Origin of the sequence: Agarivorans sp. QJM3NY_30 (assembly GCF_050870855.2) — a bacterium.
GTDB lineage: Bacteria > Pseudomonadota > Gammaproteobacteria > Enterobacterales > Celerinatantimonadaceae > Agarivorans.
Genome location: NZ_CP194038.2, coordinates 4,830,363 through 4,845,510, shown reverse-complemented (window position 1 = coordinate 4,845,510; position 15,148 = coordinate 4,830,363). Strand labels below are relative to the sequence as shown.

At 46.2% G+C, this 15,148-nt stretch carries 14 protein-coding genes; 9 read left to right on the top strand and 5 right to left on the bottom strand.

Translation table 11 applies throughout. The annotated features are described in order from the left end of the window. Positions 1-2 precede the first annotated feature (2 nt). Positions 3-884 (bottom strand): hydroxymethylbilane synthase, encoded by an 882-nt coding sequence (gene hemC / locus ACRRSX_RS22035; protein WP_432456127.1) that lies wholly within the window; start codon positions 882-884, stop codon positions 3-5. Positions 885-1,182: 298 nt separating this feature from the next. On the opposite strand from hemC, the gene ACRRSX_RS22030 reads away from it, so the two are divergent. After that, positions 1,183-3,657, top strand: coding sequence for a class I adenylate cyclase (locus ACRRSX_RS22030; RefSeq protein ID WP_432455454.1), 2,475 nt, complete (start codon positions 1,183-1,185; stop codon positions 3,655-3,657). Between the two features lie 49 nt (positions 3,658-3,706). On the opposite strand, the gene cyaY is transcribed toward ACRRSX_RS22030, so the two are convergent. Beyond that, on the bottom strand, positions 3,707-4,024 hold the full coding sequence (gene cyaY, locus ACRRSX_RS22025) for an iron donor protein CyaY (protein WP_432456128.1): 318 nt from the start codon (positions 4,022-4,024) through the stop codon (positions 3,707-3,709). 79 nt (positions 4,025-4,103) lie between these two features. Between cyaY and lptM the strand changes: the two genes are divergently transcribed. The 7 genes from lptM to uvrD are packed head-to-tail and all read left to right on the top strand — an operon-like array spanning position 4,104 to position 10,890. Beyond that, positions 4,104-4,241 (top strand): LPS translocon maturation chaperone LptM, encoded by a 138-nt coding sequence (lptM, locus tag ACRRSX_RS22020; RefSeq protein ID WP_432455455.1) that lies wholly within the window; start codon positions 4,104-4,106, stop codon positions 4,239-4,241. Positions 4,242-4,268: 27 nt separating this feature from the next. Further along, positions 4,269-5,522 (top strand): diaminopimelate decarboxylase, encoded by a 1,254-nt coding sequence (gene lysA / locus ACRRSX_RS22015; RefSeq protein WP_432455456.1) that lies wholly within the window; start codon positions 4,269-4,271, stop codon positions 5,520-5,522. A gap of 4 nt (positions 5,523-5,526) precedes the next feature. Beyond that, a complete protein-coding gene (gene dapF / locus ACRRSX_RS22010) occupies positions 5,527-6,357 on the top strand; it encodes a diaminopimelate epimerase (RefSeq protein ID WP_432455457.1) in 831 nt (276 codons plus the stop codon). Next, entirely contained in the window at positions 6,354-7,058 is a 705-nt protein-coding gene (locus ACRRSX_RS22005; RefSeq protein ID WP_432455458.1) for a DUF484 family protein, read from the top strand. Before dapF ends, ACRRSX_RS22005 begins: the two co-directional genes overlap by 4 nt. 8 nt (positions 7,059-7,066) lie before the next feature. After that, entirely contained in the window at positions 7,067-7,960 is an 894-nt protein-coding gene (xerC, locus tag ACRRSX_RS22000; RefSeq protein ID WP_432455459.1) for a tyrosine recombinase XerC, read from the top strand. A gap of 14 nt (positions 7,961-7,974) precedes the next feature. After that, on the top strand, positions 7,975-8,682 hold the full coding sequence (locus ACRRSX_RS21995; protein ID WP_432455460.1) for an HAD-IA family hydrolase: 708 nt from the start codon (positions 7,975-7,977) through the stop codon (positions 8,680-8,682). Positions 8,683-8,715: 33 nt separating this feature from the next. Further along, entirely contained in the window at positions 8,716-10,890 is a 2,175-nt protein-coding gene (gene uvrD, locus ACRRSX_RS21990; RefSeq protein ID WP_432455461.1) for a DNA helicase II, read from the top strand. Positions 10,891-10,909: 19 nt separating this feature from the next. On the opposite strand, the gene rarD is transcribed toward uvrD, so the two are convergent. The 3 genes from rarD to ACRRSX_RS21975 all read right to left on the bottom strand — a co-directional run bounded on the left by rarD (position 10,910) and on the right by ACRRSX_RS21975 (position 13,212). Further along, positions 10,910-11,776, bottom strand: coding sequence for an EamA family transporter RarD (gene rarD, locus ACRRSX_RS21985; protein WP_432455462.1), 867 nt, complete (start codon positions 11,774-11,776; stop codon positions 10,910-10,912). 122 nt (positions 11,777-11,898) lie between these two features. Then, a complete protein-coding gene (locus tag ACRRSX_RS21980; protein ID WP_432455463.1) occupies positions 11,899-12,510 on the bottom strand; it encodes an AbiTii domain-containing protein in 612 nt (203 codons plus the stop codon). Positions 12,511-12,747: 237 nt separating this feature from the next. Next, positions 12,748-13,212 (bottom strand): thioesterase family protein, encoded by a 465-nt coding sequence (locus ACRRSX_RS21975; protein WP_432455464.1) that lies wholly within the window; start codon positions 13,210-13,212, stop codon positions 12,748-12,750. 142 nt (positions 13,213-13,354) lie between these two features. Between ACRRSX_RS21975 and recQ the strand changes: the two genes are divergently transcribed. Then, complete coding sequence (gene recQ / locus ACRRSX_RS21970) at positions 13,355-15,142, top strand: DNA helicase RecQ (RefSeq protein WP_432455465.1); 1,788 nt, start codon at positions 13,355-13,357, stop codon at positions 15,140-15,142. Positions 15,143-15,148 lie beyond the last annotated feature (6 nt).

Here is a 15,148-nt window from a genome sequence, read left to right as displayed (position 1 = left end):
CCTTATGGTTGATAGACGGCCCTTAAAATAGCAGCGGCACCAGCATCGAGTAATTGCTCGGCAAGGGCTAGACCGAGTTGCTCAGCTTCGCTAGCTTTGCCTCGAAGTTCTTTTTCTATGATCTCAGAACCGTCAATAGCACCAACTAAACCACGGATATATAATTGTCCATCTGCCAACTCCGCGTAGCAACCAATAGGGACTTGGCAACCGCCTTCTAGGCGTCGATTCATCGCTCGCTCTGCTTCGACACGGAGGGCCGTTTCGGGATGATTGAGGGGAGCCAACAAGTCTAGCAATTCACGATCATTACTGCGACATTCGATGCCTACAGCCCCTTGCCCTCCAGCTGGGAGTATTTGCTCTGGTTCAATATACGCCTGGATCCGTTCTACCATTTTGAGTCGTAATAGTCCCGCGCTAGCAAGAATGATAGCGTCAAACTCACCCGCATCTAATTTCGCTAAACGAGTATTCACGTTACCACGTAAGTCTTTAATGATGAGGTCTGGACGTTGCGCCTTCAGTTGACATTGGCGGCGTAGACTGGAGGTACCGACGATCGCGCCTTTAGGTAAAGCATCGATATTGGTAAAGTGGTTGCTAACAAAGGCATCTCGAGGATCTTCTCGTTGACAAATACAGTGCAGACCTAAGCCTTCAGGAAATTCCATGGGGACATCTTTCATCGAATGTACCGCAATGTCCGCAAGGCCTTCTACCATAGCCACTTCCAATTCTTTAATAAACAGCCCTTTGCCACCGATTTTAGCCAGAGGGGTGTCAAGGATCTTGTCGCCTCGGGTGCTCATGGGTACAAGTTCTACTTGCAGCGTAGGGTGATGGCGTTCCAACTCAGCTTTTACAAAGTGGGCTTGCCACATCGCGAGAGGACTCTTGCGAGTCGCGATTCTGACTATTTTCACAAACACTTACCTCATTATTTTAGCTGACGATAGTATCACCACTTAAGCATCTGCCCAAGTCGCCTTTAGCATCAATATCTACCAATAACCGCAGGGTTCAGCATAAAATTAGCAATGCGTAATATATGTCATGATAAACGCACACAAATTGTGCGTTTATGTTTACCGCTATTATACTAACTGTTAAGATGATCACACTTTATTGTGCCTATATTTCATCTAATAATTATTCATTAATCGATAGGTAAATTTTACTTTGCAAGACACCATTGCCTCTCTCTTAGAGAAGGTTACCCGATCTAATCAGCATCGTAAGCAGCTGGCACTCCAGACTATGCCTGCTGCCGCGCAGCAGATATTTGAACTGTTGCCGTTAATGCTGCATTACTCGGATCCTTGCATACCGGGCTATATTGAAGGTGAAGTGCCGAGTGGTATCTGTCAATTTGAGTCGAGCGCTCGCCATTTTATTTATCTCCAGCAACATTTCCTTTGTCGACCGGCAGAACCCCAACAACATGAAATTTTGGGTATTTACTCCATGGGTAGCACCGCTACGGTGGGCCAAACAGAATCCAGTGATTTAGATATTTGGGTGTGCCATGCACATCAGTTGGCGAGTGAGCGAGTTCGTTTATTGGCGGAGAAGTGCAGTCAAATATCGGCTTGGGCTGCGCATCAAGGGGTTGAGCTTAACTTTTTCATGGTGAAGGACAATCAGTTTAAAACTGGTTCGATTAGTGAGTTATCCAAGGATAATTGTGGTAGCGCCCAGCACTTGTTATTACTCGACGAATTTTATCGCACGGCTCTGCCCTTGGCGGGGAAGCAATTAGTCTGGTTTGCTGTGCCATGTGATATCGAGCAAAGTTACGACAGTTTCGTACAACAGCAATTTGAGAGCGGTGTATTTAATCATCAACAATGGTTGGATTTGGGTGGCTTAGATACCATTCCTGCCGAAGAGTATTTTGGTTCAGGCTTGTGGCAGTTATACAAGGGTATCGACTCTCCTTATAAAGCCGTATTAAAAACCTTATTGATGGAAGCTTATTCCGCAGACTATCCAAGACCAAGCTTGTTGGCTGTTGAAGCGAAATGCTTGATGCAACACTGCAAAGCATTTGTTCTAGAACATGACGCTTATTACTTGATGCTGAATAAGGTGACTAATTATTTAGAGTCGATTGAAGATGAGGCCCGTCTTGATTTAGTACGGCGCTGTTTCTATCTAAAAAACAGTGAATGTAATCCTTTACCGAGCGCTCTTATGGATGTGAGCTCGTTGACTTGGCAGCAGCGTTTTATGGCCCAGCTGGTCAAACAATGGGCTTGGTCTCAGCAAAAAATTGAACATCTTAATTTACGTCGTGCCTGGAAGGTGCAAGATGTAAGACAGGCGCACAGCGAGTTGCTGGATGCTTTAATGCTGAGTTATCGTAACTTGATTCGTTTTGCGCGACGTAATGACATTAGTGAGTCGATTAACCCCGAAGATATCGGCATTCTGTCACGTAAGCTGTATGCTGCCTTTGAAAGTTTACCGGGCAAAGTTACTCTCATTAATCCGCAAATTTCTCCCGACCTCTCTGAAGCTAACCTTAGTTTTATCCACGTGCCCAAGGGGCATAGTTGTGCGGAAGGTTGGTATTTGTATAAACAGCCGCTGCAGGGACTCGCTATTGTCGGTCAGCCGTCGCTAGAGCATGCCAGTTATATTTCTAAACTGGTGGCGTGGAGCTATTTTAACCAACTGAAAACTGATCAAACGGAATTGAGTTTACATCAGCTTGAAGGCGATTTAACGCTGGATACATTAACCAGTTTTGCTTATGACTTACGCCGAGCTTTTCCGGTGAATGTTGAAGCTGCTAGTAATTTAGCACTGACTCGTCCCTGTGAAATCCGTCACTTAGGGGTGTTTATTAATCTGGAGAAAGACCCCACTGCGAATTGGGGCGGCAAGGTAATTGAGTTTGATGCGACCGCCACCGATGTGTTCAGTTTTGGCCGAGACTCAGATTGTTTGGTGGGCTCGGTTGATTTGGTTTATCGCAATACTTGGAACGAAATCCGAACCCTACACTTTGTTGGTGATAGTGCCGTGGTCGATGCCTTGACTACCGTGTTAGGTAAAATGCATCGTGATGCAAATATCCCCGAGCACATCGACGTATTTTGTTACAGCGCCAACCTACGAGAGCAAATTGGTAGTAATTTTAAACAGCTATTGGTGGAAAGTATTAAGAGCCGTTTGCAACCGCAGGATAAACGGATTGTTAAAACGATTGTGTTAGGAAACGAAAAGTACGGTTTATTTATTGAAGATCGCGGAGTCTCGGTTAAAAAATTGGAAAACGGGGTTGAGTTTTATCGTCAGCTGTCGAATAACAAGCTCCAACGTCTTCCGCTGCAGTTAAATGCCGGTAATACTAAGAAGGTACCGAACGTCGTAGAAGCCCACGCCAGTGAAGGTTTAGTGCAATACTTTTTCGAAAATCTGGATGTTGGTTTTAATATCTATATTGTTGATGAGCATAACCAAATAGAAATGTACCAAGACTTTGAAGGCAGCAAGGAAGAGTTGATCCAAGGGATTAATCGTTTCTATACTTCTTCGCGCGAGCAATACGGGACTCGCCATGAGGTTGTCAATTTTAACTTGCCACAGTTCTATGACATCGTCATGGTCAATGAACAATGGCAAGTTGCATCTTATCGGAGCAATTAACTCTCTGGCTTGGATGGCTAGCCGCGTTTTTGACAGCGGCCGCTAAGCCTTAAAAGCTGAGTTGCTCACCACTTTGTTTGGCAATCGACTCAACTAAAAACGACCAAAACTCCACACCACTCCGATTACAAATCCACTGTTGCTCTGTTTCGCGCCATTCAAAATGGTAACCGCCAAATTTGGTGGCTAACCATAGTTGATGTAGAGGTTCTTGTTTGTTAATCACCATTTTACTGCGATTTTCAAACTCTAGGTTGAGTACTCCACCGTTAATATCACACTCAATATCGAAGTTATCGCTATCCATGGTCTGCTCGATGCGCTCAAAGGCCTCATCGACTCGTTGGTGATACTGGCTATCATTCATCACTATCGTCTGTCCTATTGCTTTTCTTGCTTCGAATGCGGATTATAGAGGGCATTCAAAAAAGAATCATGGCTTTATCATGAATAAACTGGCAATTGCTGTAATTTTGCTGAGCATCGGGCTTAGCGGTTGCGGTCAAAAAGGACCGTTAACGCATCCGCAAACGGTAGACGAGACGACGCCGAATACCGTCGAGCAAGCAACACCAGCAGACTAAACACTGCAACACAATAAGGACAGATCATTGGATTTTTTTAGTTATCAAAACGAGCAATTAACAGCTGAACAATGCTCGGTAGCTGATTTAGCAGAACATTATGGGACGCCACTTTATGTTTATTCGCGGGCGACGATTGAACGTCATTGGCAAGCCTTTGATAAGGCTGCTGGTGAAAGGCCTCATTTGATTTGCTATGCAGTAAAGGCTAATTCTAATTTAGCAGTGTTGAACTTGATGGCTCGGATGGGGTCTGGCTTTGATATCGTTTCCGGTGGCGAGTTAGCTCGGGTTATCGAAGCCGGTGGTGACCCAAGTAAGGTAGTCTTTTCTGGCGTAGGAAAAACCGAGCAAGAAATTACGGACGCGCTGGAACATGGTATTTACTGTTTTAATGTTGAATCTGAGCCTGAGTTAGCTCGGATCAGCAAGGTTGCTCAGCGCTTGGGTAAAGTGGCACCCATTTCTTTACGGATTAATCCCGATATCGATGCTGGGACTCACCCTTATATTTCTACCGGTTTAAAAGAAAATAAATTTGGGATTGCCATTGAGCAAGCACCTCAGGCCTATGCTTATGCGGCAAGCTTGCCAGCGTTAAATGTGGTGGGTGTGGATTGCCATATTGGTTCTCAGTTAACTGAAATCTCACCTTTTGTAGAAGCTATCGATAAGTTGTTGGCATTGATCGACAGCTTGGCTGAGCAAGGTATTGTGATTGAGCACCTCGATGTTGGTGGCGGTTTAGGTGTCAATTATGATGATGAAACGCCCCCAGAGCCAGCCGCTTACGCCAGTGCTTTGGTTGAACGTCTTGGCGAACGTCAGCTAAAATTACTATTTGAACCGGGTCGTGCGATTATGGCCAATGCTGGTATTTTGGTGTCGAAGGTTGAATTCTTGAAAATGTCGGCTAGTAAAAATTTTGCGATTATTGATGCCGCAATGAACGACTTAATTCGTCCATCTTTATATAGTGCTTGGCAGCGGATAGTGCCAGTGCTGCAACGTCCGGGCCTAAGCAGCGTTTGTTATGATGTGGTTGGACCCGTTTGTGAAACCGGTGATTTTCTTGGCAAAGAAAGAGAGTTAGCCATTGAAGCGGGTGACTATATTGCGGTGCGCTCTGCAGGAGCTTATGGCTTTACCATGAGTTCAAATTATAATTCGCGTTGTCGGGCAGCAGAGGTGATGGTTGATGGTGAGCAATCCCATTTGATACGTGAGCGTGAGGCTCTGGTATCTCTTTGGGCTGGCGAATCACTGTTGCCTGAAGGATAAGCGAATGTTAGTCAACTTCACTAAAATGCAAGGTTTGGGGAATGATTTTGTGGTGATCGACAATGTCACTCAAAACGTTTTTTTTAATCAAGATGTTATTAGTCGCTTGGCCGACCGTAACTTTGGGATTGGTTTTGACCAGTTCTTAGTGGTTGAGCCTCCCTATGATCCTGACTTGGATTTTCATTATCGCATTTTTAATGCCGATGGCAGTGAAGTTGAACAATGTGGCAATGGGGCGCGTTGTTTTGCTCGTTTTGTGGTGAGCAAAGGCCTGACGAATAAACGTAGTATTGGGGTGAGCACGAAGTCGGGTAAGATCATTCTTCATGTGGAAGCTGATGGGCAGGTGACGGTCAATATGGGTGAGCCGATATTGGAACCTAGTCAAGTGCCATTTAAAGCCAAGAAGGCCGAGAAAACCTATATTTTACGTGATCAACAGCAAACCGTATTTGCTGGCGTGGTGTCTATGGGTAATCCGCATTGCGTGATTGAAGTGGATGACATTGAACAAGCGCCCTTAGACACGCTGGGTCGGCGCATGGAGAGTCATGAGCGCTTCCCGCAGAAAGTGAATGTCGGTTTTAGTCAAATTATCGATGAGAACAACATTAAACTGCGAGTCTTTGAACGTGGCGTTGGCGAAACGCTAGCCTGCGGTACAGGTGCCTGTGCGGCGATGGTTGTGGGACGTTTACAGGGGAAATTAGCCGACACGGTGAATGTCGATCTTCCTGGGGGGCGTTTACGTATTCATTGGCAGGGAGAGGGTAAACCAGTCAAGATGACCGGGCCCGCAGTGATGGTGTTTGATGGTCAGGTGCATATATGAGTGAGTTCGATCTTTCACAACCGCTATTGATTGACGAAAGTTTAGTGGTGGAATTCCTGCTCGACAATCCCGATTTTTTCGTCCGTCATCCCAGCTTAGTCAAACAATTACGCTTACCGCATAAAGAAAAAGGGGCGGTGTCTCTGGTCGAATTACAGGTACAACGCTTACGCGATAAAGTCTTGGATTTAGAGCAGGAAATCACCGATTTAATGGCGGTGGCGAGTCTCAACGAACGGATTTTTCATGTTTATGTCGATCTGTTGCCCGACTTGATGGCTTGCGATTCCTTTGCTGAGTTACAGCATCGCTTAAGTCGTGCTTTAGTTGATGATCTTGGGGTGGAAAGTGTTTCACTACGTTTAAGTCAACAGCGTTTCTCTTTGGATGAATTACCCGCTGAATATGGCATTGAACAGGAACAGATTGAACGAGTCCGGGTTACTAGACTGACTCAACATCCCCATTATTTTGGTCGTTTGACCCAGGGAGAGTTGCAGTTATTGTTTGATGAGAGCGAGGATATAGCCTCGGTGGCGCTGATGCCATTGGGTCACAATGCTGAGTTGGGGTTCTTTATTGCTGCCAGTCGCGATGCTGATCACTATATCGCGGGTATGGATAGTTTGTTACTCACTCAATTATGCCAGGTGATTGCCAGTTTGTTGCAGCGCTTAGTTCCGTTGCAGCAAGTGGAGTAAGTATCGATATGCAGGATGATATCAGCGCTTTTCTTCGCCATCTTGAGGTGGAGCGCCGCTATAGCCCTGCGACGATTAGTAGTTATCAGCGTAGTCTACTGCAGCAGCTTAAATTGATACAAAATTTGGGTTGTCCCTCGTGGCAAACTGTGGATGGTAAAATTATTCGTGCTGTTTTACTGAAGTTGAAGTCCTCTGGTCTTTCCGGACGTTCTATGGCCAATAAACTATCGGCCTTGCGTAGCTTCTTTCACTACCTCTTGCAGCAACATAAAGTCGATTTGAATCCGGTGGTTGGTATCTCTGCGCCGAAACAGGGGAAGCCCTTACCGAAAAACCTCGATGTGGATTCGCTCACTCAACTATTATCGATGAAAGGCGACGATTTGGTCAGTTGTCGCGATTTGGCGATGATGGAACTGCTCTATGCGAGCGGGATCCGTTTGGCCGAGTTAGTTAATTTAAACATTGGCGACGTTGATTTTAAGCAACGCCAGCTATTCGTGACGGGCAAGGGCAATAAACAGCGCTTAGTGCCTTTTGGTAGCAAGGCCGAGCAGGCACTGAAACAGTGGTTACGTCAACGGCGCTTGTTGGTCATGGATGAAGAAGAGCCGGCTTTGTTTGTGAGTGTTCGTCAACAACGGATTGGGCATCGTACAGTACAAAAGCGTTTGCAGCATTGGGCGCAACAAATGCAGTTAAGCAGTACCCTCCATCCGCATAAGTTACGCCATTCCTTCGCGACGCATTTATTAGAAAGCAGCGGTGATTTAAGAGTGGTTCAAGAGTTGCTGGGTCATGCCAATTTGTCCACCACCCAAGTGTATACTCATTTGGACTTTGCTCATTTAGCGAGTAGTTATGATGCCGCTCACCCTCGCGCCAAACGCAAATCTTAAGTGAGAGAGAGGCGATGATTTTTTACCGTAGTTGGTCCCCTGTTCAGGCCTTGTCTTTCGATCTGGACGATACACTTTATCTCAATGGGCCGCATATCCAACGCGCTGAACAATGGTTGATGGCTTATCTCAAAGCGCAGGTTCATGCCACGGCTCATTTAACGACGGGCCAATGGCAGCAATACAGGCGCAGGGTGCTAAAGGACGCGCCTCACTTAATGGAAGATGTCAGCGCTTGCCGTAAAGCTTGGTTATGCTTGGCTTTTCAGGAGCACGGACTCGGTTGGAGAGAGGCCGAGTTGTTAAGTGAACAAATTTTTCAGCAGTTTTTAGCGGTGCGCAGTGATTTTGTGGTACCGCATGACAATCTTGCTTTATTGCAGCGTTTGGCTAAACGTTACCGCTTAGTGGCTATCACCAATGGAAATGTTGATATCGAGCGGATTGGTTTAGCGGCGGTATTTGAAGTAACTCTGAAAGCGGGCTCAGGCCTTCGAGCCAAACCTGCATTGGATATGTATCAGCGCGCGAGTCAGCTTTTACAACTCAAGCCGAGCCAAATTGCCCATGTGGGTGATCATGCTGTCACCGATGTTGCTGGCGCAGTTCAGGCTGGTTATCGTTCGATTTGGCTCAATCAAGCGGGTCAATCATCAAGCCGATTGAGTACTTTACCGGATATCGAGATAAGCCAACTGGCACAACTGCAACACCTGTTATAATATACAGGTGTTTTTCCCCCTATAGAGAGCACCATGGATATTTCTGAGCTGTTAGACGGCCTCAATGATAAGCAGCGCGAAGCCGTCGCTGCTGCCCCAAGTAATATGCTAATTCTGGCAGGCGCTGGCAGCGGTAAGACTCGTGTATTGGTGCATCGCATTGCCTGGCTGATGCAGGTCGAGAATGTATCTCCTTTGTCTATTCTATCGGTAACTTTTACCAATAAGGCGGCAGCTGAAATGCGTTCGCGGGTGGAGAGTCTGGTGGGCAGTCGCTTCCAAGGTATGTGGTTGGGAACCTTTCATTCCTTGGCACACCGCTTGTTACGTGCTCATTATCGTGATGCAAATTTGCCTGACGATTTTCAAATCATCGATTCTGATGATCAATACCGTTTATTGCGGCGTTTGATTAAAGCGATGAACTTAGATGAAAAACAATGGCCAGCCAAGCAAATTCAATGGTATATCAACGGACGTAAAGATGAGGGGCAGCGCCCCGAGCATGTGGATTACAGTCATAATCCCATTGAGCGTCAATATCTTGAAATCTATAAGGCCTATCAGCAGGCCTGTGATCGCTCGGGTTTAGTCGATTTTGCCGAGCTCTTGTTGCGTGCTCATGAGTTATGGTTGAAACAACCGCATATCTTACAGCACTATCAGCAGCGCTTCCGGCATATCTTGGTGGACGAATTCCAAGATACCAACACCATACAATACGCTTGGTTACGGCTGTTAGTCACCGATGCCAATCACATCACTATTGTGGGGGATGATGATCAATCGATTTATGGTTGGCGCGGAGCGAAGATTGAAAATATTCAGCGTTTCGAAATGGAAGTGCCGCAAGTTAATACCATACGTTTGGAACAAAACTATCGTAGTAGCGCCAATATTCTGAAAGCTTCGAATCAACTGATTGAAAACAATCAGGGACGGATGGGCAAGAGTCTGTGGACCGAAGATAAAGAAGGCGAACTGATCTCCATCTATACCGCCTTCAACGATATTGATGAAGCTCGTTTTGTGGTGGCTCGGATCCAGCAGCGCGTCGAAGAACATGGCGTCAGTTTATCTGACTGTGCGATTTTATATCGTAATAATGCCCAGTCTCGGGTACTTGAAGATGCCTTAATGCAGGAGCGCTTAGCTTACCGGATTTATGGTGGTTTACGCTTTTTCGAACGTCAGGAAATTAAGGATGCGCTGGCTTATTTACGTTTACTCAGTAACCCTCATGATGACGCCTCCTTTGAGCGGGTCGTAAATACGCCGACCCGTGGCATTGGCCAGCGTACCATCGAGTTATTGCGTCAGGCTGCTCGGGAACAGCAGTTGAGTTTATGGCAAGCGGTGGATTATTGTTTGCAACAAAATGCGCTGTCGGGCAGAGCGGCGAATGCAGTGAAACAATTTGTTCAATTGTTGGAGCAACTCAAGCTGCAAACCCAAGAAATGTTGTTGAGCGAGCAAACCAACTATGTGATCAAAGGCTCCGGTTTGTTGGCGATGTATCAAGCGGAGAAAGGCGAAAAGGCCCAAGCACGGGTCGAAAACTTAGATGAACTGGTGACCGCGACTCAGCAATTTACTCAGATGGAAACTGACCAAGATCTTTCTCCATTGGTGGCATTTTTGTCGCATGCAGCACTAGAGGCTGGTGATAATCAGGCCGAGGCCGACGAAGCGGCGGTGCAGCTAATGACACTGCATAGCGCTAAGGGCTTAGAGTTTCCCATGGTGTTTTTAGTGGGAATGGAAGAAGGCATGTTTCCTAGCCAGCAATCGGCTGAAGAGTCGGGGCGTCTCGAAGAAGAACGACGGCTTTGTTATGTTGGGATGACTCGGGCCATGGTCAAACTCTATCTTTGTCATGCCGAAAGTCGTCGGCTATGGGGGAAAGAGGTGTTCCATCCACCGTCGCGATTCTTGCGTGAGCTGCCGGGTGATTGTGTTGATGAGGTGCGTTTAAATACCGCCGTGAGTCGACCCGTGCCGCAAGGGCGTTTTTCTCATCAGTTACAGCAAGCGGCGTTTGATGACAGTGGCTTTAACCTTGGTCAGCGAGTTTCCCACCCTAAATTTGGTGCTGGCATCGTGCTAAATTACGAAGGTTCTGGGCAACAGAGCCGGGTTCAGGTGCAGTTTGAAGAAGCCGGGGCGAAGTGGTTAGTATTAGCCTATGCAAGGTTGGAGGCCATTTAGTCGCTGCTTTAAAAACAAGCTAAGTGGCCGTTTTGGGTCTACGGCGTTGGCGCAATGCGTCCCAAGTGAAAATTGCTAAACCTAGCCAAATAAAGCTAAAAGTTAATAGTTTCATCGGTTCTAATGGTTCCTCATAAATACTGGTCGCTAGGATAAACATCAATGAGGGACCGATATACTGAAAGAAGCCGATGGTGGACAAGCGCAGCCGAGTCGCGGCTGCCACAAAGCACAGTAGTGGTAGTGTGGTGACCACACCTGCGCTGAGTAACAGCACATTTAGTGTGATGCTGTTGTTGGTAAAATGGCTCGTGCTGGAGTCAGCAAGAATAAATAAGTAAGTCAGTGCCAACGGCACTAACCACAAAGTTTCGACAAACAGACCCGGCAGTGCTGCTAGGTTAATTTGTTTACGTAATAAGCCATAAATACTAAAGCTTATGGCAAGGCTCAATGCTATCCACGGTAGTGAGCCGTAACTCAGCAGCTGGATCAACACCCCAATGAGTGCCAATACGATCGCCACCCACTGAGCGCTGCGAAAACGCTCGCCCAAAAATAGCATGCCCAGCAGCACATTAAATAGCGGGTTAATGTAATAGCCCAAGCTTGCATCTAACATCCGATTATTATTGATCGACCAAATGAAAATTAGCCAGTTTCCGCCAATTAACAGCGAAGTGAGTGCTAAGATCGAAAGCTGTTTAGGATGTTTGAGTACTGCTCTTACTGCCCGCCACTGCTTACTAAAAGTGAGCAATAAGGCGACAAATAGGCAAGACCAAATAATCCGATGAGCTAAGATTTCGTAGGCGGGTACTTCGGTAAGGCTCTTAAAATAGACGGGTGCAATGCCCCACATGATGTAAGCGCCAAGCGCAAACATAACACCATGTTTAGTGGATTGAATTGGCATAAAATTAGGTAAACAAGAGAAAAGGCAAGTTAGTGTAGCAGGGGCTTAGGTTGGTCACCATATTTTCAATGGTAGCTTTTGCATTCAGTCATTTAATCGCCTTGTATTGTCGAAGGTGCGTGGCAGTCGGTATACAATTTTTGCCATGTATCTCGTAAGTTATTCTCTTGTTCACATAATTGTTTAATCTCATTTAACAGTGGTTTTTGTTCAGGACAGTCGCTCAATTGGATTAGGTGCAACAAATGGCCGAGGACACCATTGATCAGCCGCTCCTGTAAGGGCTTGTGATAGCTTTGCCAAGCTCTTACACAACGGTAACCAGGGATAATGCCTTCCGCATAATTCGCGAGTATCAGAGTTGGCCAAGCTCGCTGGGTTTCTTCTTGATTGTTTAAACACTGGCTGAGTGCTGGTTGAATGTGTAAATAGCGTAATCGACAGCGATCCCGTTCATTCAGACAGTCGTCATGGATCTGTTCAAAGTGTTGTAAGCTTTGTTGCGCTTTTTCGAATATGCCAAATTGTTTGCATTCTACGATGCGGTAATCAGGGAAATGAGCGAAATCACCATAGCCATTTAGCTCATGCTCGCTCCATTGTGCTAAGTCATCAATATTGAGCGTGCGGGCCTGCTGCAGTGCTGTTTGTAAAACAGCTTCCAGTAAAGTGATCAACTTTGGAGAACAACTTACCGCACTCATCGCTATTCTAGCCCACCTTATGAAGTCTATCCTTAGTTACAGTATAGCTCCAACTGAGAAAATTCAGCGAAGTGAACTGAATAATTATCAATATTTTGTCATGGCGGTGAATTTTTATCGATCAATCTTGGTGGAAATAAAAGCCGTGTAATCACAGTGACACTATCGCGTAGGGTGAACAGAACAACTACCGCTCACCGAAATCGGAATATCAGTTTCTTAGAGTGTTTTCTTTATTTAACCAACCATATAGGTGCCAGTACCAAAGGCGATATGGGTGCCGAGTTGATTATGTAATTCCATACGGGTGACCGTGACTTTATTCCCTGAGCGGATCACTTCTGCCGATGCGTAAAATAGTTCGCCGACACCAGGACGTAGGTAATCGATGCGCAGATCGATGGTGCCGGTTTTACTTAGTTGCTCCGAGAGTTGTTGACTGCTTAAGTCGGCGAGACGTTCCAGTGCTGCAGCCGCAGCCGTCATTCCTCCGGCAACATCTAAAATAGTCGCGGTGACCCCGCCATGTAAAATGCCATGAATGGGATTACCGACCAATTTGGGGGACATGGGTAATTTAAGTTTCACGCCAGTGGCGCTGTATTCGAGTAATTCAATTCCAAGCAGTTGATTAAATGGCATCCGATTGATGAAAGTGTCGGCTATCGCTTGTCGCCATTTATGTTGTCGAGAGCTGCTCATGATCCGTCCTAGAGAATTTAAACGCACGTTTGAATACTGTAAAGCTTTAAAAGAATAAAGGCAAACCAAGACAAGACCCTTAGGCTTGATTACAATGACCGACTGATTGTTTCTCGACTGAATTTAGGGATCCTTACCTTTCATGCAACGCGCTCAAAAAATTCTACAAGATGTGTTTGGTTTTGCCGAATTTAGAGCCGGACAAGCGGCGGTGATCGAGCGTTTGCTGAATCATCGAGATTGCTTAGCTATTATGCCCACCGGTGGTGGTAAGTCATTGTGTTATCAAATACCTGCCTTAGTGAAACCGGGTTTAACCGTGGTGATTTCCCCTTTGATTTCCTTGATGAAGGATCAGGTTGATAGCTTGTTGCACAATGGGGTAAATGCGGCTTATCTAAACTCCAGTTTAGCCCGAGAGCAACAATATGAGATTTATCGCCGCTTACAACAGGGTGAGTTGAAGCTACTATATATTTCACCCGAGCGTTTGATTAATGGTGACTTCATTGAACGCCTGCAGCAATGGTCTTTAGCCATGTTTGCCATCGATGAAGCCCATTGCATTTCCCAATGGGGGCATGATTTTAGGCCGGAATACAGTGCGCTGGGTTGCTTAAAGGAAAGTTTTCCAAATGTGCCGGTCGTGGCTTTAACCGCGACCGCCGACGATACGACTCGTTTAGATATTTTGCAGCGTTTGAATTTGACTGAGGCTTTCACGCATATTTCCAGCTTCGACCGACCGAATATTCGTTATACCTTGCAGGAAAAGTATCGCCCCTGGCAGCAGTTGAGTGATTATGTGAAACGTCGCCGAGAAGACAGCGGCATTGTCTACTGTAGTAGCCGCAAACGGGTGGAAGAGTTGGCTCTCAAACTCGGCGCTGAGGGTTTACGTTGTGCGGCTTATCATGCCGGTTTGCCAATCGAGCAGCGTCAGCTGGTGCAAGAGCAATTCCAACGTGACGAATTAGAAGTCGTGGTGGCCACGGTTGCCTTTGGTATGGGGATTGATAAGCCCAATGTACGTTATGTATTTCATTACGACATCCCACGTAATATTGAAGCTTATTATCAGGAAACTGGTCGTGCGGGGCGTGATGGTACCGAAGCTGAAGCGGTGTTTTTATACGATCCGGCTGATGCCAATTGGGTGCGGCGGATGATAGAAGAAAACGACAATGAACAGCAACGCCGAGTAGAGAGTCACAAGTTTAACGCTATTGTGGCTTTTGCCGAGGCGCAAACTTGTCGTCGCCAGGTATTACTCAATTATTTTGGTGAGTACTTAGCCAAGCCTTGTGGTAACTGCGATATTTGTCTCGATCCGCCGAAACAATATGATGGCTTAGAAGATGCGCAGAAGGCGCTTTCCTGTGTGTATCGTTTGGGTCAGCGCTTTGGGATTGGTTATGTTATCGAAGTGTTACGTGGTAGCATGAGCCAACGTGTTTTAGAGCAGGGTCATGATAAGCTTTCGACTCATGGGATTGGTAAACAGTCTGGGCATGAACATTGGATGAGTGTCTTGCGCCAACTGATCCATCTCGGTTTGTTACAGCAAAATATTGCTCGTAGTTCGGTACTGCAATTGACCGAAGCCGCTCGACCCTTTTTAAAGGGGGAGCAAGGCTTATCTTTGGCGGTTCCGCGCCTAAATACCACCAAACAAAGTAAAAAAAATGCGGCTTATGGGGTTTATGATAAACGTTTGTTCGCTTTGTTACGTAATTTAAGAAAGCGTTTAGCCGATCAAGAATCGGTACCGCCGTTTGTGGTGTTTAATGATGCGACTTTGATCGAAATGGCCCAGCGTCTGCCGCAGACACAGCATGAGATGTTAAGCATCAGTGGTGTAGGCTTAAAAAAATTGGAGCGCTATGGCCATCAATTCTTAGCGCTGATTGGCCAATACCAGCCGGGGTAAGTCCGT

Coding starts and splice junctions, on each gene's coding strand:
- hemC (WP_432456127.1), bottom strand. CDS start 884: ATGTGGCAAGCCCACTTTGTAAAAGCTGAGTTGGAACGCCATCACCCT.
- cyaY (WP_432456128.1), bottom strand. CDS start 4,024: ATGAATGATAGCCAGTATCACCAACGAGTCGATGAGGCCTTTGAGCGC.
- lptM (WP_432455455.1), top strand. CDS start 4,104: ATGAATAAACTGGCAATTGCTGTAATTTTGCTGAGCATCGGGCTTAGC.
- dapF (WP_432455457.1), top strand. CDS start 5,527: ATGTTAGTCAACTTCACTAAAATGCAAGGTTTGGGGAATGATTTTGTG.
- ACRRSX_RS22005 (WP_432455458.1), top strand. CDS start 6,354: ATGAGTGAGTTCGATCTTTCACAACCGCTATTGATTGACGAAAGTTTA.
- xerC (WP_432455459.1), top strand. CDS start 7,067: ATGCAGGATGATATCAGCGCTTTTCTTCGCCATCTTGAGGTGGAGCGC.
- ACRRSX_RS21995 (WP_432455460.1), top strand. CDS start 7,975: ATGATTTTTTACCGTAGTTGGTCCCCTGTTCAGGCCTTGTCTTTCGAT.
- uvrD (WP_432455461.1), top strand. CDS start 8,716: ATGGATATTTCTGAGCTGTTAGACGGCCTCAATGATAAGCAGCGCGAA.
- rarD (WP_432455462.1), bottom strand. CDS start 11,776: ATGTTTGCGCTTGGCGCTTACATCATGTGGGGCATTGCACCCGTCTAT.
- ACRRSX_RS21980 (WP_432455463.1), bottom strand. CDS start 12,510: ATGAGTGCGGTAAGTTGTTCTCCAAAGTTGATCACTTTACTGGAAGCT.
- ACRRSX_RS21975 (WP_432455464.1), bottom strand. CDS start 13,212: ATGAGCAGCTCTCGACAACATAAATGGCGACAAGCGATAGCCGACACT.
- recQ (WP_432455465.1), top strand. CDS start 13,355: ATGCAACGCGCTCAAAAAATTCTACAAGATGTGTTTGGTTTTGCCGAA.